The following is a 26,882-nucleotide window of genomic DNA, read 5'->3' on the forward strand; positions in this document are numbered from 1 at the left end:
CACGCGCCGGCCCCGGCGCCGGATCCACTGCCGGCCAACGCTGCGTCAGGCCACCGTCTTCGACAACAGCCGCGTCTGGACCTTGTTGTCGAAATGTACGGCGCCATAAAGCGGCAGATAGGTGCCGCGCGAGACGTTGAATTGCACGGCGATCGGCACATGATCACACGTGTCGACCTGACCTATGCTCAGGTCGGTCGGCACTGACGTGGCCGCGCTGATGCTGTAATCGCCGCCGCGCAGCGATACTTTGAACGTCCAGTCGACCACGTGGACTTCACCCGCGTGCACGTCGTACAAATGCGCGTGCTCGAGGCCGGTGTCCGAGTACGCGATATCGAACCCGTTCTTGTCGCGCAGGTGATAGCCGAATGCCAGCAGCGGCAGATCTTCCTCGACGCTCACGATCATTCTCAGCGTCACGGTGTCGCCGTAGGTAACCTGGCGTGTCGCGCGCCCCTGTTCGTTCAACAACTGCACGTTGACGAAGCTTGCGCGGCCGTTGCGGATCCGCTGGAACGCCGCCTGCTTCTGGAATTCGTCCGCGCCGTCGTTGAGATCGGCATCGAGCTCGGCGATCTGCGTCGACGGCGCCTCGTCGTCGGCAATCACGTGCTGCTTCTTGCGGACATAGGACGAGTAATACGACTCGATCACATGGTCCGTCGATCCGACAGCAAGCATGTTGCCGTGATCGAGCAGGATCGCGCGGTTGCAGAGCGCCTTCACCGAACCGGGGTCGTGGCTGACGAACAGCAGCGTCGTGCCTCGATCCATCAGCTTCTTCATCACGGCCATGCACTTCGCCTGGAACAGCGCGTCACCGACCGACAGCGCCTCGTCGACGATCAGGATGTCCGGATTGACGTGGATCGCGACCGAGAATGCGAGGCGCACGTACATGCCCGACGAGTACGTCTTCAGCGGCTGGTTGACGAAATCGCCGATCTCGGAGAAATCGACGATGGCCGGATACTTCTCTTCCAGCTCTTCCTCGCTCATCCCGAGAATCTGGCCGTACAGCATCACGTTTTCGCGACCGGTGAACTCGGGATTGAAGCCCGACCCGAGCTCGAGCAGCGCGGCAACCTTGCCGTTCGTTTCGACTGTGCCGGCGCTCGGCGCGAGCGTCCCGGAGATCACCTGGAGCAGCGTGGACTTTCCGGAGCCGTTGTGACCGACAATCCCCACCGTCTCGCCGCGCGCGATATCAAACGAGACATCGCGCAACGCCCAGAACTCCCGGAAATACTGCTTGCGGGAGCCGAACAGCATCTGCATCAGGCGTGCACGCGGGTTATCGTAAATATGAAAGACCTTGCTCAGATCCTTCACGCTGACTGCAAGATCAGAGGACATCTGCGAATCCTTTCCGCGTGCGATTAAACCATTGGTAGCCCAGTGCCGCGACGCCGACACTAACGATCATCATCACCAACACACCGGTCCAACTCGGCACGGTTCCAAAGATCACGACGTTGCGGCTTTGCTCGATGACAAACGCGATCGGATTCATTCCGACGATACGCTGGTAACTGGCCGGCAGCGAACTCACCGGATAAAACACCGGCGTCAGGAACATCAGCACCGTCGTCACGAGCCCGATCGACTGGCCGATGTCCTGGATGAATACGCCCAGCGACGCCAGGAACCAGCAGACACCGAGGGTGAACAGGACGAACGGCAAGACGATCAGCGGGAAATACAGGATCGTGAGATGCACCTGGAAACCCAGCACGAGCATCGCGAGCACCAGCACGCAGAAGCTGATCGCGGCATGGAACAGCGCGACGAGCAGCGCGACGACAGGCAGCACCTCGAGCGGGAACACGACCTTCTTCACGTAGTTCGCGTTACTGATGATCAGTGATGGCGCACGGTTCACGGCTTCCGAGAACACCTGGAACATGATCATCCCGACGAACAGCACGACTGCAAATTCCGTCTTCGAATCAGATCCGGTATTCCAGCGTGCCTTGAAAATCACGCTGAACACGAACGTGTAGACGGTCAGCAGCAGCAGCGGGTTGAAGAACGACCACAGCAGGCCGAGCACCGAGCCGCGATATCGGCCAACCACTTCGCGGCGCGCCATTTGGAGGATCAGGCGGCGATGCCGCCAGATAGGAAGTGATGGTTGAATGATTTCCCGCATGACAATCTCTAGCTAAACCATGCCGCACGAACGACTCGGCATGTAGTGTGATGTGCACCGCCCGGATCGGGCAGCATCAGGCATCGAACAGTTCCGCGAGGACGAGCGCAAGCCCGTCCGACCACTGCGGTCGGTGCAATCCGAAACGCTCGTCGAACCGCGTGTTGTCGAGCACCGAGAAGGTCGGACGCGGCGTCTTCGCCGGATACTCGGCTGCGGGGATCGGCTTCACTTCGCGGACAGACAGGCCTGTCTGTGGGGACAGGCTTCTGGCACCGGCAAAAATGGCTTCCGCGAACGCGTGCCAGGTCGTCGAGCCTTGCGCCGTCATGTGATAAAGGCCGCTCACGAACGATTCCGCCCGCCGCTCGACGAGCGCTTTCGCCGCCGCGTGCGCGGTCAGGTCCGCAATCGTGCGCGCGCTCGTCGGCGCGCCGAACTGATCGCTGACGACCGACAGCGTCTCGCGACTCGCACCCAGCCGAAGCATCGTGCGCAGGAAATTCTGGCCGCGCGACGCGTAGACCCACGACGTGCGGAACACGAGCCAGTCGCCGCCAGCGTCGGCGATCGCCTGTTCGCCGGCCAGCTTGCTCGCACCGTAAGCGTTCAGCGGGCGCACTGCGTCGCTCTCGGCATACGGCGTTCGCTTGCTCCCGTCGAACACATAGTCGGTCGAGAAGTGGATCAGCAACGCGCCACGCTTCCGGGTGGCACGCGCGAGCGCGCCCGCCGCATCGCGATTGATTGCAAATGCAGTGTCGGGCTCGTCCTCGGCGCGATCCACCGCGGTATACGCAGCCGCATTGACCACGAGATCGGGCGCAAGCGCGTCGACATATGCAGCGACGGCCGCCGCATCGCCGAGATCAACGACTTGACGTGTCGCGGCTACCACCTCGCCCAGCGGTTGCAGCGCACGCACGAGCTCCCATCCGACCTGCCCGTTCGCCCCCGTCACGAGAATCTTCATGCGTAGGTCTCCAGATCCGCCAGCACGGTACCGGCGAGATCCTTCGGTGCAATCACCGGAGCGCCGTCGAGCGGCCAGTCGATGCCAACGTGTGTGTCGTTCCACAGCAGCACGCGCTCGAATTCGGGATACCAGAAATCGGTCGTCTTGTATTGAAACGTCGCCGCCTCGGACATCACCAGAAAGCCGTGCGCAAATCCGGCAGGCACCCACATCTGCAGGTGATTTTCCGCGGACAGAACGCTGCCAACCCATTTGCCGAACGTCGGCGAAGAACGACGCAGATCGACGGCGACGTCGAACACTTTGCCTTCGACGACGCGGACCAGCTTACCCTGCGCGTGGCGCACCTGATAATGCATCCCGCGCAGCACGGACTTGACCGAGCGCGACTCGTTGTCCTGAACGAACTCGACATCCGCAACCTGCTCACGGAATTCCCGCTGATTGAAGCTCTCGAAGAAATACCCGCGAGCGTCGCCGAAGACCTTGGGCTCGATCAGCTTGACGTCTGGAATTGCCGTGGAAGTTACCGTGATTGCCATAGAATCTTGTCCGTCAGTAGGTTCTTCAGATATTGCCCGTACGCGTTCTTGGCGAGAGGCGCGGCGAGCGTCAGCAGGCGCTCGGCGTCGATCCAGCCCATTCGGTAAGCAATCTCCTCGGGGCACGCCACCACGAGGCCCTGGCGCTTCTGCAGGGTCGCGATGAAAGCCGCAGCCTCCATCAGCGAATCGTGCGTGCCCGTGTCAAGCCATGCGTAGCCGCGCCCCATGATCTCCACCTGCAGCTTGCCTGCCGCGAGATAACGGGAATTGACGTCGGTGATTTCGAGCTCGCCGCGCGCTGACGGCTTGATGTCGGCCGCAATGTCGCACACGTCGTTGTCGTAGAAATAGAGTCCAGTCACGGCGTAGCGGGAGCGCGGCTGGGCCGGCTTCTCCTCGATCGACATCGCGCGCATCTGGTCGTCGAATTCGACGATGCCGTAGCGCTCCGGATCCTGCACGTGATAGGCAAAGACGGTCGCGCTTTCGGTACGCCCATTCGCCGCGTGAAGCTGCTTCGCGAGATCGTGACCGTGGAAGATGTTGTCGCCGAGCACCAGTGCGCTCGGATCGTTGCCGATGAAGTCCCGCCCGATGATGAACGCTTGCGCGAGTCCGTCGGGCGACGGCTGGATCGCGTACTGCAGGTTCATCCCCCACTTCGAGCCGTCGCCCAGCAACGCCTCGAAGCGCGGCGTGTCCGCCGGCGTCGAAATGACCAGCACATCGCGAATGCCCGCGAGCATCAACGTCGAAAGCGGGTAGTAAATCATTGGCTTGTCGTACACCGGCAGTAGCTGCTTCGACACCGAGTGGGTAATCGGATACAGCCGCGTGCCCGAGCCGCCGGCGAGAATAATGCCTTTACGTGCCATCGATCAGATCCTCACGTGCGTTGCGCATAGTTCGTTTCGACCCACTTGCGGTAATCGCCTGACGCGACTTCGTCCACCCAGACCTGATTGTCGAGATACCAGCGCACGGTCTTCGCGAGCCCCGTCTCGAACGTCTCGGCCGGCTTCCAGCCGAGCTCGCGCTCGAGCTTGCGCGCATCGATCGCGTAGCGCCGGTCATGGCCGGGACGATCCTTAACATAGGTGATCTGGTCGCGATACGATCCCGTCGCCTTCGGCCGCGCCGCGTCGAGCAGATCGCAGAGCGTGTGCACGACGTCGAGGTTCTTCTTCTCGTTCCAGCCGCCGATGTTGTACGTCTCGCCCGGCACGCCGCGCGCAAGCACTTCGCGGATCGCACTGCAGTGATCGCCGACGTACAGCCAGTCGCGCACGTTCTGGCCATCGCCGTAGACCGGCAGCGGCTTGCCGGCGAGCGCATTTGCGATCATCAGCGGGATCAGTTTCTCCGGGAACTGGTACGGACCGTAGTTGTTCGAGCAGTTCGTCGTGAGCGTCGGCAGACCGTACGTGTGGTGATACGCACGCACCAGGTGGTCGGAGCCGGCCTTTGTCGCCGAATAGGGGCTGTTCGGGGCGTAAGGCGTCGTTTCCGAGAACTGGGGATCGGTCGCGGACAGCGACCCGAACACCTCGTCGGTCGACACGTGCAGGAAGCGGAACGCCTCCTTGTCCGCATCGTTTAGGCCGTTCCACTGCGAGCGTGCCGCTTCGAGCAGCGTAAACGTACCGACGACATTGGTCTGCACGAAATCGGCCGGCCCGTGGATCGAACGATCGACGTGGCTCTCGGCCGCAAAGTGGATCACTGCGCGCGGCTTGTGCTCGGCAAACAGCGCGTCGAGTGCCGCACGATCGCAGATATCGACACGAGCGAACACATGATCCGGATTCCCGTCGAGCGGCGCCAGCGTACGCAGGTTGCCCGCATAGGTCAGCTTGTCGACGTTGAGCACGGCCTCGTCGGACACATCCATCCAGTCGAGTACAAAATTGGCACCGATAAAACCCGCGCCGCCGGTAACCAGGATCATGAAACACCCTCTAGTAATGTGTGCGGCGCGCCTGGCAGGCGCTCATCGCACTTCTTGTCATGTCACAGTGGCCAAGTCTCGGCCGATCAGGCCCGGCATTTTAACCGGTCGCCCTACCAGCAAAGTCACGAGATGTTAATTTCGGAGCGAAAATGACAATTATAGGAATCCAGCCGGCGCCAACTCCATGCTGCTAACAACTTGATACAGCGCGAGGCCCTTTGCGCCACGAAAAATAGCATGCCTGGCGGGCCGCCCGATGTGGAACTGCCGTCGCGCCATCGTATATTCATACGATATTCCCAAGTTCACCTCGTTTCGGTACGATCTGACCCTCATGCTTTCCGCCCCCATCGCCATCGGCGACATCCAAGGCTGTCATTCCGCTTTCCAGTCCCTACTCGACAAACTTTCAGCCCCCGCCGACACCCCGCTGTGGATCGCCGGCGACGTCGTCAACCGCGGCCCGGACTCCCTCGCCTCGCTGCGCGCACTCGTCGACCTCGGCCCGCGCGCGACCGTCGTACTCGGCAATCACGACCTGCACCTGCTCGCGGTCTCCGCCGGCCTGCGAACCGAACGCCCGGGCGACACCATCGGCGAGATCCTCGACGCGCCCGATGCCGATGCGCTGCTCGACTGGGTCCGCCACCGCCCGTTCGTGCATGCGGAGAACGGGATGCTGCTCGTCCATGCGGGCGTGCTGCCGCAGTGGGATGCGACGCTCGTGCTGGAGCTCGCCGACGAACTCCAGCGCGCGCTGCGCGCGCCCGACTGGCGCGACACGCTGCAGAAGCTGTACGGCAACGAGCCGAATCAATGGAGCCCGGATCTGAAGAAACGCGACCGGATGCGCGTCGCGTTCAATGCGTTCACGCGCGTGCGCTTCTGCACGCCCGACGGTGCGATGGAATTCAAGGCGAATGGCGGCCCCGACAGCGCGCCGCCCGGCTACCTGCCGTGGTTCGACGTACCGGGGCGCCGCACCGAGGACGTGACGGTCGTGTTCGGCCACTGGGCCGCGCTCGGCCTGATGGTGCGCGAGAACGTCGTCGCGCTCGATTCGGGGTGTGTGTGGGGTAACCAGCTGTCGGCCGTGCGGCTGACGGCCGACCCGGCGCAGCGCACGGTCACGCAGGTGCAGTGCGAAGCATGCCGCGCGCCGGGCGGCGAGTGATTAAAGGCTGAGTCGCGTCGCCGGGAAGCGCGTCAACCCTCACGCCCCGGCACCGGTGCGTCGGTCGCCTCATGCCCTGCCGCGCCGGCGCCAACCTCGGTCGCCGGATACGCATGTTTGGCCAGTTCCGCGAGCGACTCGGCCGCCGGTTTGCCAACCTTCGCCTGCAACTTCACGAGCGCAGCCCCGATCGCATCACGCGCCGCCGCGGACGTCGCCCGCCGGTCGCCACCCGGCGCGATCGGCTCGCACACGTACAGGTGCGCGACGAGCGGGCCGCCGCGCAACACCATGTCGAGCGACGTGCCCAACGCCAGTTCGCCCGTATAGGCCGGCGCAACCGACTGCCGCCCCTGCGCATCCTCGTACATCAGGCAGATCGGCTGCACCGCGCAGCCGGCCGATACCGCGGCCTGGAACAGGTTCGCGTGGAACGGCAGCAGTTCCTGCCCGTCGGTCGTCGTCCCTTCCGGGAACACGCACATCAGCCCGCCGTTGCGCAGGCGCTCGGCCATCTCGTGCATGACGCGCATCGCCTCGGTGCGCTTCTCGCGCTGCAGGAACACGGTGTCGAGCTTCTCGGCGAGCCAGCCGACCACCGGCCACTGCCGCACCTCGGCCTTCGACACGAACGGCGTCGGCCGCCACGCGTTGACCGTGTAGATGTCGAGCCACGACACGTGATTGCCGACCACGAGCGCGCTCGCGTCGAGCCGTGCGCTGTCGTTGTGGACGACGAGACGCATCCCGCAAATCCGCAGCAGCTTGAGCGACCAGCGGCGTATCAGCTCGGCGCGGCGCGCGGGCGTGACGTGCGAAAAACGCAGCGCGACGATCGCCATGCCGCGCAACAGGTGAAAGACGAGACGCAGCTTGCGAATGGCAATCATGGCGATAGTCCGGCGTGGTTCAGTGGCGCTCGAACGCGACCTGCCCGGCCACGAGCGTCGTGCGCACGGTGGCCGGCAGTTCGTAGCCGAGGAACGGCGAGTTGTGGCCCTGGCTCTTCAGCGCCCGCGGCTCGACCCGCCAGTGCGCGCGCGGGTCGAACACGCACAGGTCGGCCGCGCCGCCTTCGGTGAGGCGGCCGGCCGGCAGCTTCAGCACATCAGCCGGCGCGGACGTGATGCGGCGCAGCGCCTGCGCAAGCGGCGTACGCGTCTCGTCGGCCCACTTCAGCGTCAGCGACAGCAGCAGCTCGAGCCCGGTCGCGCCCGGCGTCGCTTCGCCGAACGGCAGCAGCTTCTCGTCGTCGTCGACCGGCGTATGGTCGGAACAGATCGCATCGATCGTACCGTCGGCGAGCGCCACGCGAATCGCTTCGCGATCGCGCTCGCTGCGCAGCGGCGGATCGAGCCGGAACTGCGAATCGAAGTAGCCGATGTCGACGTCGATCAGATGCAGGTGATTCACACCGACGTCGCAGGTCACGGGCAGCCCCTCGGCCTTCGCTTCGCGCACGAGCGCGAGGCCGGCCGCCGACGACAGCCGCGCGAGGTGCACGCGTGCGCCCGTCACGCGCATCAGTTCGAAAATCGTGTGCAGCGCGATCGTCTCGGCCGCGACCGGCACGCCGGACAGCCCGAGCCGCGACGCCAGCGCGCCGCTCGCGGCGACACCGCCGCGGCCGATGAAGGCGTCCTGCGGGCGCAGCCACGTGGTGTAGTCGTAGGTACTCGCGTACTGCAGCGCACGCAGCAGCACCTGCGTGTCGCGCACCGGCACGTTGGCGTGCGTAAAACCGACGCAGCCGGACTCGGTCAGCGCGACCATCTCGGTGATCACCTCGCCCTTGAGGCCGACCGTCAGCGCGCCGAGCGGATGCACGTTCGCCTGGTGCAGGTTGCGCGCGCGGAACTTGAGCATCTCGACGAGGCCCGGCTCGTCCAGCACGGGGTCGGTATCCGGCGGGCACACGAGGGTCGTGACACCGCCCGCGACGGCCGCGGCCATCTCGGACGCGAGCGTCGCCTTGTGCTCGTAGCCGGGCTCGCGCAGCCGCGCGCACAGGTCGACGAGGCCGGGCGCGACGATCATGCCCACGGCGTCGATCGAGTTGTCCGCGTTGAAACCGGCCGGCGCCGCCGTGCCGAGCGCGGCGATCTTGCCGTCCGCGACGAATACGTCGGCCTGCTGCTCGGTGCCGGCGACCGGATCGATCAGCGTGCCGCCTTTGATATGAATCTTCATGCGCTGTCAGTGAATGCGTTGATTGCGTGAATAAGGATGCGCGAAAGCGGGCTCAGTCGCTGTTGCCGGCGACGATGCCCATCACCGCCATCCGCACGGCGATGCCGAACGTGACCTGGTTGAGGATCACCGACTGCGGGCCATCGGCGACCTGCGAATCGATCTCGACGCCGCGGTTCATCGGGCCCGGGTGCATCACGATCGCGTCGGGCGCGGCGAGCGCGAGACGCTCGGGCGTCAGGCCCCAGGTCTTGAAGTATTCCTGCGCGGACGGCAGCAGCGCGCCGCTCATCCGCTCGTTCTGCAGGCGCAGCATGATGATCACGTCGACGCCCTTCAGCCCTTCGTCGAGGTTGTGGAACACCTTCACGCCCATCTGCTCGAGCCCGCCCGGCAGCAGCGTGCGCGGGCCGATCGCGCGCACTTCCGGCACGCCGAGCGTGGTGAGCGCGTGGATGTCGGAGCGCGCGACGCGCGAATGCAGGATGTCGCCGACGATCGCCACGCGCAGCTTCGTGAAGTCGCGCTTGTAGTGACGGATCGTGTACATGTCGAGCAGGCCCTGCGTCGGGTGCGCATGGCGGCCGTCGCCGGCGTTGATCACGTGCACGTGCGGTGCGCAGTGCTCGGCGATCAGGTACGGCGCGCCGCTCGACGCATGGCGCACGACGAACAGGTCGGCATGCATCGCCGACAGGTTGTTGATCGTGTCGAGCAGCGATTCGCCCTTGCTCGTCGACGACGCATTGATGTTCAGGTTCAGCACGTCGGCCGACAGGCGCGTCGCGGCGATCTCGAAGGTCGTGCGGGTGCGCGTCGAGTTCTCGAAGAACAGGTTGAACACGGACTTGCCGCGCAGCAGCGGTACCTTCTTCACTTCACGGTCCGTCACGCTGACGAACTGCTCGGCGGTATCGAGGATGTGGTTGACGATCGAGCGCGGCAGGCCCTCGATCGACAGCAGATGCTTCAGCTCGCCGTTTTTCGTGAGCTGCGGGTTGCCCTTCAGGAAGCCGTAGCGGAACCGGTCGGGGCTCGCGGCCGCGGCGGGATTGCCGGTGCGGCCAGTGGTGTCGGTGGTCATGGTGTGCGTGATTCCAACTATGCAAACGGGCCGCGGTGCAAACCAGCGGCCCGGGATACGGATCGCGTGTCGTTCAGGCGCCGTGTGCCTCGACGCGCAGCGTGAACTGCGCATCGTCGCGTGCGAGCACGAGCGTCGCGCCGGCCGGCACGTCGAGCGCGCCGCCCGCGAAGCGCGCGGCGACCGGCAGCTCGCGGCCGCCGCGATCGGCGAGCACCGCGAGCTCGACCGCGGCCGGACGGCCGTAGTCGAACAGCTCGTTGAGTGCCGCGCGCACGGTGCGCCCGGTAAACAGCACGTCGTCGACGAGCACGATGCGCGCGCCGTCGATCTCGAACGGCAGCGACGTCGGGCTGGCCTGGCTGTGCAGCCCCTTCTTCGCGTAATCGTCGCGGTGCAGCGCGACGTTCACGACGCCGAACGCCGGCGCGCCGAGATCGCGCGCGAGGCGCTCGGCAAGCCATGCGCCGCCGCTGTGAATGCCGGCGAGCCGCGGGCCGCCCGGTTCGGCGAAAGCCGTGCCGTACGCGGCGCGGATCTGGTCGAGCAGGACGCGGTAAAGCGCCTCGGCGTCAATGGTGCTCATGGTCGGACAATTGATCGAGATACTGTTGAAGGATGACGCGCGCGGCCTCGGCATCGAGCATCTCGGCCCGTGCGCGGCCGCGCACGTTGCGCTCGCGCAGCCCGGCCTCGGCCTCGACCGACGAATAGCGCTCGTCGACCCACGTGACGGGCAGCCCGAAGCGGCCGTTCAGCTGGTTGCCGAAGCGCTTCGCCTGCTGCGTCATGTCGTGCGGCGTGCCGTCCGGATGCATTGGCAGGCCGACGACGAGCGCGTCCGGCCGCCATTCGGCCAGCAGGTCGCCGACCGCCTTGAAGCGGTGTTCGCGATTCAGGTTCTGGATCACGACGAGCGCACGGGCCGAGCGCGTCAGCGCATTGCCGACCGCGACGCCGATACGTTTTTCGCCGTAGTCGAACGCGAGGAGCGTCGCATCGCGCGCGCTCGCGCCACTCATGCGTGCCCTGCTTCGCCGGACAGCATCGACGAGCTGACGCCGAGCAGGCCGAGTGCGGCTTCGAAGCGCTCTTCGGCCGGCGTGTCGAACACGATGCGCGGATCGGCGGCGACCGTCAGCCAGCCGTTGCGGGAGATTTCTTCCTCGAGCTGCCCTGCCCCCCAGCCCGCATGGCCGAGCGTCAGCAGGAAGCGCTTCGGGCCGGTGCCCGTCGCGACCGCCTCGAGCACGTCCTTCGACGTGGTCATCTCCAGCCCGCCCTCGACGGACATCGACGAGTTGTAGCTCGCGCCCTCTACCGGCTCGTGCAGCACGAAACCGCGCTCGGTCTGGACCGGGCCGCCGAAGTACACCGGAATGTGCAGCAGCGGCTCGATGTCGAGCTTCAGGTCGATGCGGTTGAACAACGATTCGAGGTCGATGTCGGTAGGACGATTGATGACGAGGCCGAGCGCACCGCGCTCGCTGTGATCGCAAAGATAGACCACCGTTCCCGAGAACGTCGGATCGGCCATGTTCGGCATGGCGATCAGGAACTGGTTGGTGAGATTGATGCGATCGGAAGGCTTTGACATGGTTTGAATTTTAGCAAAGACGCCGCGGCCTGACCGGGCCGCGATCAACAAGCAACGCCGCACCGCGCTGGCAACGGCGCGCACGGATCACACGGCACTCTAACACGCGCGCGGGCGCTGTCGGCAGCGTGTTGCAGGCCCGCGCGGCAAGGGCCGCCGGCGCGTGTTCGTCCCCTTCTTCGTCAGGCCCGGCCGAGCGCCGCGCCGAGCGCGCCGGACGCCGCCGTGAGATCCGGCGGCGCAACGCCGGCTGCAATCTTCAGCAGCGCCGCGCGCAGCATGTCGGACGCGTGGCCGTGCGCATCGAGGCCGCCGTCGGCGAGCGGCACACCGTGCGCCGCACGCCGCCACGCGAGGCCAAGCGTGTCGGCCAGCAGCGCCGCATGGCCGAGCCCCAGCGCGCACGCGGCCGTGCCGACCCGGTAGGCGGCGCCGGACGCATGCCATGCGGCACCCGCGCCGGCTCTCGCCGGATCGGCCGCGAGGTCGACCATCGACGCATCGGCCGTCTGCAGGAAATCCTCATAGGCATGCGCATTGACCGTCACGACGCCGAGTGCGCGGGTCGGCGCGGCGGCAACCGCGTCATGCTCGGCCCGGGCGGCATCGGCCTCCCACAGCGCTTCGGACGCGGGCGTGCCGGCGACGTGCCAGTCGACCGTCAATCCGTAGTCGTGCAGCACGTCGACGAGCGCGACATCCTCGGCCGCGGCGCCGAACAGCGCGAAATCGCGCCACAGCAGCGCCACCGTCTCCCGCACGAGTTCGGGCGGCGCACTGCGCCGGCCCTGCGCGTGCTCGCCGAGCAGGAGGTTCGTGCGCGCGAGAAAGCGCTTCAGCTCGGGTGCGCCGCTGGCGCGCAGCGCGCGCACGCATGCGGCCGCGAGCCGCCAGAAATCGTATGGATCATCGCTGGCGAGCGCGGCCAGCATCGCATCGAGTTCGTCGAGTGCCGCATCGGGCGCGCCGTGTTCCGCGCGCAGCACGCCAAGCAACGCCTGTTCGTAGCGGGCACGAATCCGGGTCGCGAACGCGTCGGGCAGCGCGCGCAGCGTGGCGGGCGGCACCGCACGGCCGACGAGCGCGAGCGCGTCGAGCGGCGCCTGCGCGCGCAGGTCGGCGGCGCTTTGCGCACGCAAGGCACGGAAGTGTTCGAAGAGAACCGGCGAGCAGGCGAGCTCGCGCAGGTTGTGGCGTGCGACGGCCGCGCGGAAATCGCGCAGCGCGGCACGCCAGCCGGCCGAGGTCGGCTCGGCGGCGACGAGCGGCACGGCGGCCGACAGCTGCCCCGCGAAACGCGCGGCCGGCAGCCAGCCGGCTTCCGCGAGCACGGCCGCAGCAGCGGAGAGCGGTGCGGCCGCGTCGTCGCGATGCTCGAAAGCGTCGGCGGCCGCCGCAAGCCATGCGTCGGCCGCGCGCACGGCCCCGCCGCGCGGGTTGGGCAGTGCGTCAGGGTGGGGAACGTTCGCCGGTTCTGGCCTCATGGACACGCGCGCCTGTCGTCGTCAAGTCGCTCGCGCGAGCCTCGACGCATGAGCGCCGGGTCGATGCGAGGCCTGAGCGGTGTGTCCGTGGGCCAAGGGTCCGGTCAGATCTGGACCATCTCGAAGTCTTCCTTGCGGGCGCCGCATTCAGGACACGTCCAGTTGATCGGGACGTCTTCCCAGCGCGTGCCCGGGGCAATGCCCTCTTCCGGCAGCCCGGCTTCTTCGTCGTAAATCCAGCCACAAATCAGGCACATCCAGCTCTTGTATTCCATCTTAAGCCGCGTCGGGAAAGTCGGTAAATTCGGGAGCCATGATGGTACCGTGTCGGGGCCGGACTGCCTAGCAATCGCGCTGGAGTAACGCGACTACGTTGCGCTGCGCTAAAAAATCCGTCGTGCGGGCCGGATTCCGCCGCATAATGGCTGAAAAGTGCGGCCTGCCGGGCAACACAGGGCCGAAAACGCCCATTTCGCCTCGCCGTCCGCATGCCCGTCGCTTTCCCGTTTTTCTCTTGCCCCATTTTTACATGTCCAGCAACGCCCCTCCGATCGTCCTCACCTTTGGCCTGTCCGACCCCACCGGCGGCTCTGGCATCCAAGCCGATCTGTTGACCCTGGCGAGCATGGGCTGTCACGGCGTGTCCGTCCTGACGGGCTACACCGTGCGCGACTCGGCCGCCTGCGACGAAGTGACCGGCCTCGATCCCGACGTGGTCGCCGCCCAGGCGCGCATGCTGCTCGAAGACATGCCGGTTGCGGCGTTCAAGATCGGCGCGGCGACGCGCGCGGAAGTCGTGAGCGCGATCGCCGAGGTCGTCGCCGACTACGACGGCGTGCCGCTCGTGCTCGCGCCCGACTTCACGCTCGACGACGAGCACGTGCTCGCAGCCGACGACCTGCGCGAATCGATCGCCGACCTGCTGGCGCCGCAAACCACGCTGCTCGTCGCCGACTACGCGACGCTGATCGCGCTCGCGCAGCCGGACGGCGACGCCGAGGCGCCGAATCTCGACGCGGCCGTCTCGCACCTGCTGTCGCAGGGCTGCGAGTACATCCTGTCGTCCGAGACGGGCTCGCACCGGCTCGTCAACACGCTGTACTGCGAGGAAGGCCAGCTCCGCGAGGACATGTGGGATCGCTCGCCGCACCGGCTGATGGGCATCACCGACACGCTGGGCGCGGCCATCGCAGCGTTGCTCGCGAACGGCCAGGAGCCGCCCGAAGCGGTTCGCGAGGCGCAGGAATACCTGTACCAGGCCACGCGCGACGCGTTCCGGCCCGGCATGGGGGCGTACCTGCCCGACCGGTTCTTCTGGGCGCGCAGCAATGAGGATTCGGATACGCCGCCGGCCGTGAAGGCCGACGCGGTGCCGAGGACGTCGCATCGGCATTGACGCACGTGCGGCGGGGCATGCCCCGCCGTCGCCCCCCAATGTCACGCCCTGTGGGCGCGACATCTCCGGCCGCCCCGCGCACGCATCGAAATCCGCGCGCCCATAAAAAAAGACCCGCATCGCTGCGGGTCTTTTCTTTTGGCTGGAACGCGCATCGCTGCGCGCTCCGGACACCATCGACCGAAGTCGATTACATGTCCATGCCCATGCCGCCCATGCCGCCGGGCATGCCGCCCGGCATCGGTGCGTCTTCCTTCGGCAGTTCAGCAACAGCTGCGTCCGTCGTCAGCAGCAGGCCTGCAACCGACGCTGCGTTCTGCAGTGCGGTACGCGTGACCTTGGTCGGATCAACCACACCGGCTTCGACCATGTCGACGTACTCGCCCGTCGCTGCGTTGTAGCCGTAGTTGCCCTGGCCTGCAGCAACTGCCGCCACCACGACGCTGGCTTCTTCGCCGCCGTTCGTGACGATCTGGCGCAGCGGCTCTTCCATTGCGCGCAGCACGATCTTGATGCCGGCGTTTTGATCGGCGTTAGCGCCGGTCAGGCCTGCGATCGCGGTGCGAGCGCGGATCAGCGCAACGCCGCCACCTGCCACGATGCCTTCTTCCACAGCCGCGCGCGTTGCGTGCAGTGCGTCTTCGACACGTGCCTTCTTTTCCTTCATTTCGACTTCGGTCGCGGCACCAACCTTGATCACTGCAACACCGCCAGCCAGCTTGGCCACGCGCTCTTGCAGCTTTTCACGGTCGTAGTCCGACGTCGCTTCTTCGATTTGCGCGCGCACTTGCTTCACGCGTGCTTCGATGTTCACGGCTTCGCCTGCGCCGTCGATGATCGTCGTGTTTTCCTTGCCCACTTCGATGCGCTTCGCCTGGCCCAGTTCTGCCAGCGTTGCCTTCTCGAGCGTCAGGCCGGTTTCTTCAGCGATCACCTGGCCGCCGGTCAGGATCGCGATGTCTTCCAGCATCGCCTTGCGACGATCGCCGAAGCCCGGCGCCTTGACCGCAACGGTCTTCAGGATGCCGCGGATGTTGTTGACGACCAGCGTGGCGAGCGCTTCGCCTTCGATGTCTTCAGCGATGATCAGCAGCGGACGGCCAGCCTTCGCGACTTGCTCGAGTACCGGCAGCAGATCACGGATGTTCGACACCTTCTTGTCGTGCAGCAGCACGAACGGGTTGTCGAGGACGGCGACTTGCTTTTCCGGGTTGTTGATGAAGTACGGCGACAGGTAGCCGCGGTCGAATTGCATCCCTTCGACGACGTCGAGTTCGTCAGCCAGCGACTTGCCGTCTTCGACGGTGATGACGCCTTCCTTGCCGACCTTGTCCATCGCTTCAGCGATGCGATCGCCGATCGACGTGTCGCTGTTCGCCGAGATCGAGCCGACCTGTGCGATTTCCTTGTTCGTCGTGCACGGCTTGCTGATCTTCTTCAGCTCTTCGACAGCCGCTGCGACTGCCTTGTCGATGCCGCGCTTCAGGTCCATCGGGTTCATGCCCGATGCGACGTACTTCATGCCTTCGCGAACGATCGATTGCGCGAGGACGGTTGCCGTCGTCGTGCCGTCGCCTGCGTTGTCGCTGGTCTTGGAAGCGACTTCCTTGACCATTTGCGCGCCCATGTTCTGGAGCTTGTCCTTCAGCTCGATTTCCTTCGCGACCGACACACCGTCCTTGGTGACCGTCGGGCCGCCGAAGCTGCGCTCGAGCACCACGTTGCGGCCCTTCGGACCCAGCGTGACCTTGACTGCGTTGGCGAGAATGTTCACGCCTTCGACCATCTTCGAACGGGCGGAATCGCCGAATACGACGTCTTTAGCTGCCATCTTCTAACTCCTTGAATTCTTGGGAATATGTACCGTCGGTGGACGCTTACTTCGCGTTGACCACGGCCATGATGTCTTCTTCGCGCATGACCAGCAGTTCGCTGCCGTCGACCTTCACGGTCTGGCCTGCGTACTTGCCGAACAGGACGCGATCGCCGACCTTCACGTCGAGCGCGATCGGGGCGCCCTTGTCGTCGCGCTTGCCCGGGCCGACGGCCAGGACTTCGCCCTGGTCCGGCTTTTCAGCAGCGGCGTCGGGGATCACGATGCCCGAGGCGGTCTTGGTTTCCTGATCCAGGCGTTTGACGATCACGCGATCGTGCAAAGGACGAAGGTTCATATTCACTCCTCTCTTGACTGAGATTGAAGAACGCTTAGGGAATCTGCCCGGCTTGTCGCCTGGCAGAGAATTGTTAGCACTCTCGTGCAGCGAGTGCTAATTATATGGACGGGTTTTGACAAATTCAAGAAGGGGAACCGGACGAATTTTCGGGGCGGGGACGGGGCGGAAAAAGCACGTGGATCCGACAAAAAACCCTTTGAAAACAAACCCCGACAAGCGCCACCCCGCCTTGCAGGCGGGGCCGCGCGGCCCCGGAATCCCATCCAGCCCCGTTTGGACACCGGGAAAGCACGGAGTTCCTTCGATCGGCGGCATCACTCGATAAATGCCGCAGCGGCGTCGATTCCGTCCGCCGGCATGCGCCCTCCCGCACCCGCCGGTTGCCGCCTGCGCCTCGCGCCGCGGATCCATCGACCCGCATAGAAGCATTCATTTTCATTACAACGATATTTACGGTTTACCTCGTCAGTAAACCCGTGTCGGGCCCCACCCGTAAGGAGGCGGATTACATTCAGTAATTTAGATGCGAATCATTCTCGTTTACATTGACATTCCCATTCGACACTCCTACGATGCGCCGCGTTGCGTTCATCTTCATGCCCTGGCCGATCGGTGCCGAGCGTCCGGACAGCGACCGACAAGCAGGACTCCACACTAATTAGAACCAGGGATTTGATATGAAGTTTGCATCGTTCCAGGGAGACAGCGCCCGTGCCCGGATGCGCCCCGCCGCCTGCGCGGCCATCCTCGCGTGTGCATCGTTCGCGAGCGGCGCAGCTTTCGCCGACGTGCCGGTCGACGCACAGCCGGAAGCCCCCGAGGCCGACCTGGCGATCCAGGCGAAGCCGACCAACATGTGGACCGGCATCTGGACGCGCCAGAGCCTGCTCGGCGACATGGGCGGCATCCGCCCGTGGCTCGGCAAGTACGGCGCGACGCTGCAGATCACCGAAACCAGCGAATACCTCGCGAACCTGCGCGGCGGCCTGAACCGCGGCGGCGCGTACGACGGCTTGACGACGGCCACCCTGACGGTCGACACGCAGAAGGCAATCGGCCTGCCGGGCGGGACATTCAACGTCAGCGCGCTGCAGATCCACGGCACCAACCTGAGTGCGCGCAACCTCGGCACGCTCAACACCGCGAGCGGCATCGAGGCGCAGGGCACGACGCGCCTGTGGGAGCTGTGGTACCAGCAGTCGTTCCTCGACAAGCGCGTCGACGTGAAGATCGGCCAGCAGAGCCTGGACCAGGAATTCATGGTCAGCACGTATGCGAACACGTTCGTCAACACGATGTTCGGCTGGCCCGCGCTGCCGTCCTACGACCTGCCGAACGGCGGCCCCGCGTATCCGCTCGCGGGCCTCGGCGTGCGCGTACGCGCGCAGATCACGCCGAAACTCACCGCGCTCGCGGGCGTGTTCGACGGCGATCCGCTCGGCAACAACCCGAACAACCTCAGCGGCACCAACTTCAACCTGCACAACGGCGCGCTCTATATCGGCGAACTGCAGTACGCGCTGAACCAGCCGTCAGACGGCGAAATGGATACCGGCCGCTCGAACGGGCTGCCGGGCACCTACAAGATCGGCGTCTGGTATCACAACGGCCGCTTCGCGGACCAGAACGTCGGCAGCGACGGGCTGTCGCTCGCAGATCCCGCGTCGAACGGCGACGCGCAGCAGCGTCACGGGAACTACAGCTTCTACGCGGTGGCCGACCAGATGATCTGGCGCCCCGACCCGACCGGCCCGCGCAGCCTCGGCGTGTTTGCGCGCGTGATGGGCGCGCCGGGCGACCGCAACCTGGTGAGCTTCTCCGCCAACGCGGGGATCGTGCTGAAGGCGCCGTTCGCCGGCCGCGACAACGACAGCGTCGGCCTCGGCGTCACGTACATCCAGGTCGGCAACCACGTGACCGACCTCGACCAGACCGCGCGAACGTTCGCGACCGGCCCGTACGGCGTGCGCACCCGCGAGACGACGCTCGAGGCGACCTACCAGTACCAGGTCAACCCGTGGTGGATCGTCCAGGCCGACGCGCAGTACACGTTCAATGCCGGCGCCGGCCAGAACCCGAGCGACGCGACCCAGCCGCTGCGCAACACGTTCGTGCTCGGCGCGCGGACGACGATCACGTTCTGAGCGGACGCGCCCACGCCGACCATTTTCGCGCGCCGCCCGGACGGCGCGCTCCCCAGGAGATTCACATGATTCAATCCGCCCCGCTTCGCCGCCTCGCGACGGGCGCACTGGCCGCCGCCGCGCTGACGGCCGCCGCCGGCGCACTCGCCGAGCCGCAAGGTTTCCTCGAGACCGTGCATCGCCACACCACGCTCGTCAACACGGTGCCGGACAACGGCGACCAGAACCCGTACGCGATCGCGGTCGCGCCGGTGTCGGCCGGGACGATCCAGGCGGGCGACGTGCTCGTCGACAACTTCAACAACGCGGCGAACCTGCAGGGCACCGGCAGCACGATCGTCAACTACCGCCCGTCGACCAAGCAGCTGAGCCTGTTCGCGTCGATTCCGCGCGACCTGAAGGCCTGCCCCGGCGGCGTCGGCCTGTCGACGGCGATGACGATGCTGAAATCCGGCTGGGTGATCGTCGGCAGCACGCCGAGCAACGACGGCACGACCAACACCAAGGGCGCCGGCTGCCTGATCGTGCTCGATCCGCAAGGCAAGATCGCGTCGACGTGGTCGACCCCGAACATCAACGACCCGTGGGGCAACATGGCCGTGGTCGACCGCGGCGACAGCGCGACGCTGTTCGTCAGCATGGCCGGCTTCGGCGTCGGCGGCGCGGACGGCAACCCGCCCGTCTACAAGCAGGCGACCGTGCTGCGTCTCGACCTCGACGTGCCGGCCGGCAAGCCGCCGGTGATCAAGCAGGAAACGGTCGTCGCGAGCGGCCTCGGCGCGCAGGCCGACAAGGGCGTGTTCCTGGTCGGCCCGACCGGCCTCGCGCTGTCGGGCGACCAGAAGAAGCTGTACGTGTCGGACGCGATCGGCAACCGCATCGTCGAAATCGACGATCCGCTCACACGCGACACCAGCGCGGGCGTCGGCCGCCAGGTCACCGCCGACGGCTTCCTGCGCCGCCCGCTCGCGCTTGCCACCGCACCGAACGGCCACCTGCTCGCGACCAACGCGCAGAACGGCCAGGTCGTCGAGATCGACCCGATTGCCGGCAAGCAGATCTACGCGCGCTGGATCAATACCGACAAGGCGCAGACGCCCCCCGGCAACGGCAACCTGTTCGGCATCGCGATGACGCCCGAAGGCGACGGCTTCTACTACGTCGCCGACGACGTCAACACGCTGTTGCTCGCGAAGTAACGGAACCCATCATGGCAGACGATTCCAACCAGCCACCGCGCCCCGCACGGCGCGGCTTCCTGAAGGCGGGCGGCGCCGCAGTGGCTGCCGGCCTCGCGGCGGCGTCGATCCCGGCCGCACAGGCCGCGGATGCGCCGGCCGCCGCGCCCGCACCCACGCCCGCTTCCGCGCATGACGGCGTCGAGCCGTTCTATGGCAAGCACCAGAGCGGCATTACGACGCCGCAGCAGCGCCACGCGTATTTCGCGGCGCTCGACCTGACGACCGCCCAGCGCTCGGATGTCATCGCGCTGCTGAAAACCTGGACCGACGCCGCCGCGCGCATGACGCGCGGCGATACCGCGCAACCCCTCGCCACGACGGGCAGCGACGAAGTCGCGCCGGCGGACGGGGGCGACGCGCTCGGCCTCGGCCCCGCGCGCCTGACGATCACGTTCGGCTTCGGCCCCGGCATGTTCGCGCTCGCCGGCAAGGACCGCTATGGCCTCGCGAAGCATCGCCCCGCCGCGCTGGTCGACCTGCCGCGTTTCAACGGCGACCAGTTGCTGCCGGAAAAGACCGGCGGCGACCTGTTCATCCAGGCGTGCGCGGACGACGCGCAGGTCGCGTTCCACGCGGTGCGCCAGCTCGTGCGCCTCGGCGCGAAGGCAACGCAGATGCGCTGGGGCCAGGCCGGCTTCACGTCGGGCAAGCCCGGCGAAACGCCGCGCAACCTGATGGGCTTCAAGGACGGCACGATGAACCCGCCGATGTCCGACCCGGCCGCGATGAACGAATTCGTGTGGGCCGGCAGCGAAGGCCCGGCATGGATGAACGGCGGCACCTACACGGTCGTGCGCCGGATCCGCATCACGCTCGAGCACTGGGACAACACGGAGCTCGGCTTCCAGGAGCAGGTGGTCGGCCGTCACAAGTACAGCGGCGCGCCGCTCGGCCAGAAGCACGAGTTCGAGGCACTCGATCTCGATGCGGCCGACAAGGACGGCAACCCGGTGATTCCCGACAATTCTCACGCGCGTCTCGCGTCGCCGCAGTTGAACAACGGCGCGCAGATCCTGCGCCGTGCGTACTCGTACAACGACAGCACGAACTTCTACATCGAGCGCTGGCCGCCGTGGCGCCAGCAGACCGAGTACGACGCGGGGCTGATGTTCGTCGCGCACCAGCGCGACCCGCGCAAGGGCTTCATTCCGATCAACGAGAAGCTCGCGAAGCTGGACATCATGAACCAGTTCACCACGCACGTCGGCAGCGCGATCTTCGCGTGCCCGCCGGGCGCGCAACCGGGTTCGTACATCGGCGCCGCGCTGTTCGAGGCATGACGACGCACAACGCAAGGCAACGCACACCTTCCCGGCCCGGCCGGGTGCAACCTGCTGAAAATCACATGAACACTTCACCCGTTAGCCGCCCGCTGCGGCACCTGATTTCCGCGGCGGCCGCCGCGCTGATGCTGACCGGCGCGCTGCACGCCGCGCGCGCGCATGCCGCGACGCTCACGCTGTACAACGCGCAGCACGAGCAGGTCGTCAACCAGCTCGTCAAGGACTTCGAAGCGCAGAGCGGCATCACCGTGAAGGTGCGCTCGGGCGAAGGCCCGGCGCTCGCCGCGCAGCTCGTCGCGGAAGGCGACCGCACGCCGGCCGACGTGTACTTCACCGAGAACTCGCCGGAGCTCGTGCTGCTCGACCGCAAGGGCCTGTTCGCGAAGACCGACGCCGCCACGCTGCAGTCGGTGCCCGCGCGCTTCAACCCGGCGGACGGCAACTGGGTCGGCGTGCTCGCGCGCGAGAACGTGCTCATCTACAACACCGCGAAAATCCAGCCGCAGCAGCTGCCCGCTTCGCTGCTCGATCTCGCGAAGCCGGAATGGAAGGGCAAGGTCGGCGTCGCGCCGAGCGACGCGGACTTCCTGCCGCTCGTGAGCGCGGTGCTCGCGCTGCACGGCGAAGCCGCGACGCTGCAATGGCTGAAGGGCCTGAAGGCCAACGCGCAGATCTTCGACGACGACGAAGGCGTGACGGCGGCCGTCAACCGCGGCGGCGTGCTGACCGGCATCGTCAACAACTACTACTGGGACCGCCTGCACGCCGAACTCGGCGACAAGTCGACCCGCAGCGCGATCTACCACTTCGGCAAGGGTGACGTCGGCGGGGCCGTCAACGTGTCCGGCGCCGCGGTGCTGAAGGCGTCGAAGCACCAGCCGGAAGCGCAGAAGTTCGTCGCGTATCTCGTCAGCGAGCGCGCGCAGAAACTGATGGCCGGCGGCCACATCAGCTTCGAGTATCCGCTGCATCCGGGCGTCGCGCCCGATCCGATCCTGAAGCCGTTCAACGAACTGAGCCCGCCGGCACTGTCGTTCGAACAGCTCGGCGACGACAGCCAGGCCGGCAAGCTGCTGCGCCAGGCCGGTCTGCTCTGACCATGAGCGACGCCGTGTCCCGCACGGCACGCAGCGCACGCGACGGCGCGCCCACCGCGACACGGCGCCGCCCGCCACGCGCGCTCGTCGCCGCTGCCGCGTGCGGGCCGCTTGCGATCCTGCTGCCGCTCGGCTTCACGCTGTACCGCGCGGCCACCTTCGGCGTCGACGATGCGATCGAGCTGCTGTGGCGCCCGCTCGTCGGCGAACTGCTGGTCAACACGCTGTCGATCACGCTCGCTGCGACCCTCGCGTGCACGCTGCTCGGCACGGCGCTCGCATGGTTCATCGAGCGCACCGACCTGCCCGCCCGGCCGCTGTGGACCGCGCTCGCGGCCGCGCCGCTCGCGGTGCCGCCGTTCATCACGAGCTATGCGTGGGTGTCGCTGAGCCTCGACCTGCAGGATTTCCTCGGCGCGCTGATCGTGCTGACTTCCGCATACTTCCCGCTCGTCTACCTGCCGGTGGCCGCCGCGCTGCGCGAGCTCGACCCCGCGCTGGAGGAAAGCGCGCGCACGCTCGGCTGCTCGCCGTGGCATACCTTCTTGCGCGTCGTGCTGCCGCAGCTGCGCCCCGCGCTGTGCGGCGGGATGCTGCTCGTCGCGCTCGGCGTGCTGTCCGAGTTCGGCGCATTCCAGTTGCTGCGCTTTCGCACCTTCACGACCGAGATCTATGCGGAATACCGCACCGCGTTCGACGGCGGCGGCGCCTCGCTGCTCGGCTGCGTGCTGATCGCGCTGTGCCTGCTGTGCCTCGCGATCGAGGCACGCGCTCGCGGCCATGCGCGCTATGGCCATACGCACCGTGCCGCGCGCCGCGTCGCGATGCGTTATCCGCTCGGCCGTCTGCGCGGCCCCGTCACCGTCGCGTTCGCCGCGCTCGCCGCGGCGACGCTCGGCGTCCCGCTCGCGATGATCGGCTACTGGCTCACGCAACAGAGCGCGGCCGCCGTCACGCCGGCCGACGTGTCGCCCGAACTGCTGTGGCAGGCCACGCTCGCGTCGTCCGGCTACGGCCTGATGGCGGCAGCCGTCACGACGCTGCTCGCGCTGCCGCTCGCGTTCCTGCTGGTTCGCTATCCCGGCCGCGTCGCGACGCTCCTCGAGCGCACCGCGATGACCGTGCAGGGCGTGCCGGGCATCGTCGTCGCGCTGGCGATCGTGTCGATCACGGTGCGAATGCTGCAGCCGCTCTACCAGAGCGCACCGGCGCTCGTCGGCGCATACGCGATCCTGTTCCTGCCGCTCGCGGTCGTCAGCGTGCGCGCCGCGCTGTCGCACGTGCAGGTCCGGCTCGAGGAAACCGCCCGCTCGCTCGGCCTCGGCTGGCGCGCGACGCTCACGCGCGTGGTGCTGCCGCTCGCGGCGCCCGGCCTCGGCGCGGCCGCGACGATGGTGTTCATCTCGGTCGTGACGGAACTCAACGCGACGCTGCTGCTGTCGCCGATCGGCACCCGCACGCTCGCGACGCAGGTGTGGAGCGATACGGCGACGCTTGCGTTCGCCGCCGCGGCGCCCTACGCGGCGCTGCTCGTCGCGCTGTCGCTCGGCGCGTCGGGACTGCTGTTCCTGCTGCTCGGCCGCGCGTCGGTGCGTGACTGAGCGCCGCCCTTTTTCCCCGGAACCGCCCATGAGCGAACTACGCATCCACGGCCTGTCGAAATCGTTCGGAGCGCATACCGTCCTGCACGACATCGACCTCACGGTGCGGCGCGGCTCGCGCCTCGCGCTGCTCGGCCCGTCCGGCAGCGGCAAGACCACCCTGCTGCGCGTGCTGTGCGGCTTCGAGCGCGCCGAGCGCGGCACCGTCGAAATCGACGGGCGCCGCGTGGCCGCGCCCGACGTGCACGTGCCGCCCGAACAGCGCCGGATCGGCTACGTGCCGCAGGAAGGCGCGCTGTTTCCGCATCTGTCGGTGGCCGACAACATCGCGTTCGGGCTGCCGCGCGCGGCGCGGCGGCGCCATCATCGCGTCGACGAACTGCTCGAGATGGTCGGGCTGCCCGCGTCGTATGCGAGCCGTGCGCCGCAGCAACTGTCCGGCGGACAGCAGCAGCGCGTCGCGCTCGCTCGTGCGCTCGCGCCCGAGCCGTCGCTCGTGATCCTCGACGAACCGTTCTCCGCGCTCGACACGTCGCTGCGCCACGAAACGCGCAGCGCGGTCGCCGATGCGCTCGCCGCGGCAGGCGCGACCTCGGTGCTCGTCACGCACGACCAGCCCGAGGCGATGACGCTCGGCGACGAAGTGGCAGTGATGTGGCACGGCCGGCTCGTGCAGACGGCCGCTCCGCAGACGCTGTACCGGCAGCCCGTCACGCGCGACGTCGCGTCGTTCGTCGGGCAGGCGGTGCTGCTCGCCGGCCGTGTGCACAACATGCGCATCGCCTGCGCGCTCGGCGACCTGCCGCTCGTCGCGCCGCTGCCCGACGGGCCGGCCGATGCGATGCTGCGTCCCGAGCAGATCGGCATCGTGCCGGTCACGCACGGCGACGCGGCGCGCGGCCATACGGCGCGTGTCGAAGCCGTGCAATTCGCGGGCCAGGACGCCGACGTGCTCGTGCGCCTCGATGCCGATGGCGACGTGCGCGTGCGCGCACGCGTGCCGGGACACCGGTGTCCGGCCGTCGGCGAACGTGTCGCATTGGTGGTGGATGGCGCGGTGATGGCGTACGCGCGCTGAGCGGCGCGGGCCGTCGCGGCGCGCGCTTACTCGCACTTACTCGCGTTCAGTCGCGTTCAGTCGCGTTCACCCGCGTTCAGGCATCGGCGCAGCCCGCCTCCGACAACGGGCGGAAGATCCGGCCCTCCGTCTCGACCGTCGCGCCCAGCAGCCGCGCGAGCCCCTTTGCGCCTTCGCGCATCACGACGTCGTGGTTCCAGCGGAACAGCGGGCGACCGAGCGGCTCCAGCCGGTTCATCCAGCGCACGTGCGTGCGGATGTGCCAGTCGTAGCGCACGATCGTACGTGCGCCGTCGGCGACGAACGACCAGCATCCGTCGCCTTCGATCGCGCCGCTCGCGCGGCCTTCGAGCACATGCGGCGGCTCGACGCGCCGCACGCGCATGTCGAAGGTCAGCCGGTACGGCAGCGCTCCCTTCCATGTGTAACGGTGCAGCGCACCGACGCCGCGCGCGTCGCCCGGTTCGATCTCGACGGTGCGCACGGCACCCTTCCACCAGACGGGCCAGCGGTCGACCTGGTAGATCGCGTCCCACACCGCCGCGAGCGGCGCGTCCACGCGCCAGGTCGTCGAGAACCGGTATTCCGCCATGCAGCCTCCGGCATGCCCGTCACGGGCATGAGTCAGCGCACCGCTCAGGGCGCGAAGAAGCGTTCGGGAAACGCGACATCGATTTCGATATCGTCGAGCGTCACGGTTTCGAGCGGCACGTCGCCATCGTCCGCGAAGCTGACGACCTTCAGCGGAAAGCCGTCCTCGGTATCGAGCCACAGCCGGTAGCGATGCACGCCGTCGACCACATGCGCGGGCGCGCCCGTGACCGACACGCGCAGCGCGGTCCGGCCGCCGACGGCCTCCTCGCCTTCGGTCACCGTCGCACCGCCTTCCTGCAGCGCATGGACGTTGCGCAGCAGTTCGCCGACGTCCGACCGGTCGACCCGGTGGCCGCTGCGGTCGCGCACGAGCGGATTGGACGGCGACAGCGTCAGCGCGGGCGGCGCATGCACGCCGAACGGACGCAGCCGCACCTTGCCGTCGCCGGGATCGTACGCGAGCACCGCGCCGTGATGCGGCGACACGAAATCCATCCGGACGAAGCCCGGTTTCAGGTACGCGTAATGGATTTCGGTGCGCTCGCCGCTGCGTGCGGACGAGCGGATCGTCGCGCGGTACGAGCGGACGTGGTCGAAATGCGCCTGCGCGACGGTCACGGGATCGGCGGTCATGCTCGCTCCTATCAGGCTCGCGGCCAGCAACGCGGCGATCACGGCGCCGCCTCGACATCGAGCACGCCTTCCATCCCGCGCTCGCGATGGCTCCTGAAAAACAGCAGCCGATGCGTGCAATAGTAGGCGAACCGGCCCGGCTGCGCCGGCGTGAAGCGAAACGTCTTCGGCGTCGTGCCGAGCTCGGCGCGCACCGCGATGCCGGCCTGCGGCGCATCGATTTCGAAGCTGTGCGGCACCGGGCCGGGCTCGGCCGACACGGTCAGCTCGACCGGCACATGCGCCCGCACGATCACGTGGTTCGGTCGGAAGAAATAGCTGCCGCCGACGATCGCCACCCGTTGCACGCCGTCGGCGTCGACCGGCACGCGCAGCGGCGTATCACCGTCCGCCTGCGCAAGCGCCGTGCCCGCGGCGAGCGCCGCCAGCACCAGCGCCAGCATCGGCACGCGCCGCTTCGTCATCGTCGTCTTCATCACCTGCTC

General features: G+C 67.1%; 27 protein-coding genes. 8 read left to right on the forward strand and 19 right to left on the reverse strand.

All coding sequences use genetic code 11. The annotated features are described in order from the left end of the window. Window positions 1-45: 45 nt before the first annotated feature. The 6 genes from LGM89_RS18765 to rfbB all read right to left on the reverse strand — a co-directional run bounded on the left by LGM89_RS18765 (window position 46) and on the right by rfbB (window position 5,624). Window positions 46-1,359, reverse strand: a complete 1,314-nt coding sequence (locus LGM89_RS18765) for an ABC transporter ATP-binding protein (RefSeq protein ID WP_226273615.1) — start codon at window positions 1,357-1,359, stop codon at window positions 46-48. Next, entirely contained in the window at window positions 1,349-2,155 is an 807-nt protein-coding gene (locus tag LGM89_RS18770; RefSeq protein ID WP_124576638.1) for an ABC transporter permease, read from the reverse strand. The genes LGM89_RS18765 and LGM89_RS18770 overlap by 11 nt, the downstream gene beginning before the upstream one ends. Before the next feature lie 76 nt (window positions 2,156-2,231). Next, the gene (gene rfbD, locus LGM89_RS18775) at window positions 2,232-3,128 is read right to left on the reverse strand and encodes a dTDP-4-dehydrorhamnose reductase (protein WP_226273616.1); all 897 of its coding nucleotides are present in this window, start codon (window positions 3,126-3,128) and stop codon (window positions 2,232-2,234) included. Continuing rightward, window positions 3,125-3,673, reverse strand: a complete 549-nt coding sequence (rfbC, locus tag LGM89_RS18780; protein WP_089460516.1) for a dTDP-4-dehydrorhamnose 3,5-epimerase — start codon at window positions 3,671-3,673, stop codon at window positions 3,125-3,127. Before rfbC ends, rfbD begins: the two co-directional genes overlap by 4 nt. After that, window positions 3,658-4,551 (reverse strand): glucose-1-phosphate thymidylyltransferase RfbA, encoded by an 894-nt coding sequence (rfbA, locus tag LGM89_RS18785; protein ID WP_124576636.1) that lies wholly within the window; start codon window positions 4,549-4,551, stop codon window positions 3,658-3,660. The genes rfbC and rfbA overlap by 16 nt, the downstream gene beginning before the upstream one ends. A gap of 11 nt (window positions 4,552-4,562) precedes the next feature. Then, window positions 4,563-5,624 (reverse strand): dTDP-glucose 4,6-dehydratase, encoded by a 1,062-nt coding sequence (gene rfbB, locus LGM89_RS18790; RefSeq protein WP_226273617.1) that lies wholly within the window; start codon window positions 5,622-5,624, stop codon window positions 4,563-4,565. A 337-nt stretch (window positions 5,625-5,961) separates the two neighbouring features. On the opposite strand from rfbB, the gene LGM89_RS18795 reads away from it, so the two are divergent. Next, window positions 5,962-6,801: a symmetrical bis(5'-nucleosyl)-tetraphosphatase gene (locus LGM89_RS18795; RefSeq protein WP_226273618.1), complete on the forward strand. Its 840-nt coding sequence runs from the start codon at window positions 5,962-5,964 to the stop codon at window positions 6,799-6,801. A gap of 32 nt (window positions 6,802-6,833) precedes the next feature. Here LGM89_RS18795 and LGM89_RS18800 read toward each other — a convergent pair whose 3' ends face one another. The 8 genes from LGM89_RS18800 to LGM89_RS18835 all read right to left on the reverse strand — a co-directional run bounded on the left by LGM89_RS18800 (window position 6,834) and on the right by LGM89_RS18835 (window position 13,431). Next, window positions 6,834-7,691: a lysophospholipid acyltransferase family protein gene (locus LGM89_RS18800; protein ID WP_226273619.1), complete on the reverse strand. Its 858-nt coding sequence runs from the start codon at window positions 7,689-7,691 to the stop codon at window positions 6,834-6,836. Between the two features lie 19 nt (window positions 7,692-7,710). Beyond that, window positions 7,711-8,991 carry a dihydroorotase gene (locus LGM89_RS18805; RefSeq protein ID WP_226273620.1) on the reverse strand — a complete coding sequence of 427 codons (1,281 nt, stop codon included), beginning with the start codon at window positions 8,989-8,991 and terminating at the stop codon, window positions 7,711-7,713. Between the two features lie 52 nt (window positions 8,992-9,043). Beyond that, entirely contained in the window at window positions 9,044-10,075 is a 1,032-nt protein-coding gene (locus LGM89_RS18810; protein ID WP_006476735.1) for an aspartate carbamoyltransferase catalytic subunit, read from the reverse strand. A 73-nt stretch (window positions 10,076-10,148) separates the two neighbouring features. Then, a complete protein-coding gene (gene pyrR, locus LGM89_RS18815; protein WP_039361132.1) occupies window positions 10,149-10,661 on the reverse strand; it encodes a bifunctional pyr operon transcriptional regulator/uracil phosphoribosyltransferase PyrR in 513 nt (170 codons plus the stop codon). Further along, window positions 10,648-11,097, reverse strand: a complete 450-nt coding sequence (ruvX, locus tag LGM89_RS18820; RefSeq protein WP_011351144.1) for a Holliday junction resolvase RuvX — start codon at window positions 11,095-11,097, stop codon at window positions 10,648-10,650. Before ruvX ends, pyrR begins: the two co-directional genes overlap by 14 nt. After that, window positions 11,094-11,672, reverse strand: a complete 579-nt coding sequence (locus LGM89_RS18825) for a YqgE/AlgH family protein (protein ID WP_011351143.1) — start codon at window positions 11,670-11,672, stop codon at window positions 11,094-11,096. Before LGM89_RS18825 ends, ruvX begins: the two co-directional genes overlap by 4 nt. Window positions 11,673-11,854: 182 nt before the next feature. Then, window positions 11,855-13,156: a hypothetical protein gene (locus tag LGM89_RS18830; protein WP_226273621.1), complete on the reverse strand. Its 1,302-nt coding sequence runs from the start codon at window positions 13,154-13,156 to the stop codon at window positions 11,855-11,857. A 104-nt stretch (window positions 13,157-13,260) separates the two neighbouring features. Beyond that, the gene (locus LGM89_RS18835; RefSeq protein ID WP_004186709.1) at window positions 13,261-13,431 is read right to left on the reverse strand and encodes a rubredoxin; all 171 of its coding nucleotides are present in this window, start codon (window positions 13,429-13,431) and stop codon (window positions 13,261-13,263) included. A 254-nt stretch (window positions 13,432-13,685) separates the two neighbouring features. Here LGM89_RS18835 and LGM89_RS18840 point away from each other — a divergent pair, with 254 nt between their 5' ends. Continuing rightward, window positions 13,686-14,552, forward strand: a complete 867-nt coding sequence (locus LGM89_RS18840; protein ID WP_226273622.1) for a hydroxymethylpyrimidine/phosphomethylpyrimidine kinase — start codon at window positions 13,686-13,688, stop codon at window positions 14,550-14,552. A 190-nt stretch (window positions 14,553-14,742) separates the two neighbouring features. On the opposite strand, the gene groL is transcribed toward LGM89_RS18840, so the two are convergent. Together groL and groES are read right to left on the reverse strand one after the other, a co-directional pair. Then, on the reverse strand, window positions 14,743-16,383 hold the full coding sequence (groL, locus tag LGM89_RS18845; protein WP_039361154.1) for a chaperonin GroEL: 1,641 nt from the start codon (window positions 16,381-16,383) through the stop codon (window positions 14,743-14,745). Between the two features lie 46 nt (window positions 16,384-16,429). Next, on the reverse strand, window positions 16,430-16,723 hold the full coding sequence (gene groES / locus LGM89_RS18850) for a co-chaperone GroES (RefSeq protein ID WP_039361157.1): 294 nt from the start codon (window positions 16,721-16,723) through the stop codon (window positions 16,430-16,432). Window positions 16,724-17,403: 680 nt separating this feature from the next. On the opposite strand from groES, the gene LGM89_RS18855 reads away from it, so the two are divergent. The 6 genes from LGM89_RS18855 (at window position 17,404) to LGM89_RS18880 (ending at window position 25,170) form a co-directional block, all read left to right on the forward strand. Further along, window positions 17,404-18,870, forward strand: a complete 1,467-nt coding sequence (locus tag LGM89_RS18855) for a carbohydrate porin (RefSeq protein WP_226273623.1) — start codon at window positions 17,404-17,406, stop codon at window positions 18,868-18,870. 65 nt (window positions 18,871-18,935) lie between these two features. Next, window positions 18,936-20,069 carry a hypothetical protein gene (locus LGM89_RS18860; RefSeq protein ID WP_226273624.1) on the forward strand — a complete coding sequence of 378 codons (1,134 nt, stop codon included), beginning with the start codon at window positions 18,936-18,938 and terminating at the stop codon, window positions 20,067-20,069. An 11-nt stretch (window positions 20,070-20,080) separates the two neighbouring features. Then, entirely contained in the window at window positions 20,081-21,391 is a 1,311-nt protein-coding gene (efeB, locus tag LGM89_RS18865; RefSeq protein WP_226273625.1) for an iron uptake transporter deferrochelatase/peroxidase subunit, read from the forward strand. A gap of 65 nt (window positions 21,392-21,456) precedes the next feature. Further along, window positions 21,457-22,491: an iron ABC transporter substrate-binding protein gene (locus LGM89_RS18870; protein ID WP_089439363.1), complete on the forward strand. Its 1,035-nt coding sequence runs from the start codon at window positions 21,457-21,459 to the stop codon at window positions 22,489-22,491. A gap of 2 nt (window positions 22,492-22,493) precedes the next feature. Further along, window positions 22,494-24,092 (forward strand): ABC transporter permease, encoded by a 1,599-nt coding sequence (locus LGM89_RS18875; protein ID WP_226273626.1) that lies wholly within the window; start codon window positions 22,494-22,496, stop codon window positions 24,090-24,092. Window positions 24,093-24,120: 28 nt separating this feature from the next. After that, window positions 24,121-25,170, forward strand: a complete 1,050-nt coding sequence (locus tag LGM89_RS18880) for an ABC transporter ATP-binding protein (protein ID WP_226204494.1) — start codon at window positions 24,121-24,123, stop codon at window positions 25,168-25,170. A 76-nt stretch (window positions 25,171-25,246) separates the two neighbouring features. On the opposite strand, the gene LGM89_RS18885 is transcribed toward LGM89_RS18880, so the two are convergent. The 3 genes from LGM89_RS18885 to LGM89_RS18895 are packed head-to-tail and all read right to left on the reverse strand — an operon-like array spanning window position 25,247 to window position 26,873. Then, a complete protein-coding gene (locus LGM89_RS18885; protein ID WP_226204492.1) occupies window positions 25,247-25,762 on the reverse strand; it encodes an SRPBCC family protein in 516 nt (171 codons plus the stop codon). A 44-nt stretch (window positions 25,763-25,806) separates the two neighbouring features. Beyond that, window positions 25,807-26,439, reverse strand: coding sequence for a LolA family protein (locus LGM89_RS18890; protein WP_226273627.1), 633 nt, complete (start codon window positions 26,437-26,439; stop codon window positions 25,807-25,809). Next, entirely contained in the window at window positions 26,436-26,873 is a 438-nt protein-coding gene (locus tag LGM89_RS18895) for a quinol oxidase (RefSeq protein WP_413227473.1), read from the reverse strand. The genes LGM89_RS18890 and LGM89_RS18895 overlap by 4 nt, the downstream gene beginning before the upstream one ends. Window positions 26,874-26,882 lie beyond the last annotated feature (9 nt).

It is taken from the genome of Burkholderia sp. AU31624, assembly GCF_020420065.1.
Taxonomy (GTDB): domain Bacteria; phylum Pseudomonadota; class Gammaproteobacteria; order Burkholderiales; family Burkholderiaceae; genus Burkholderia.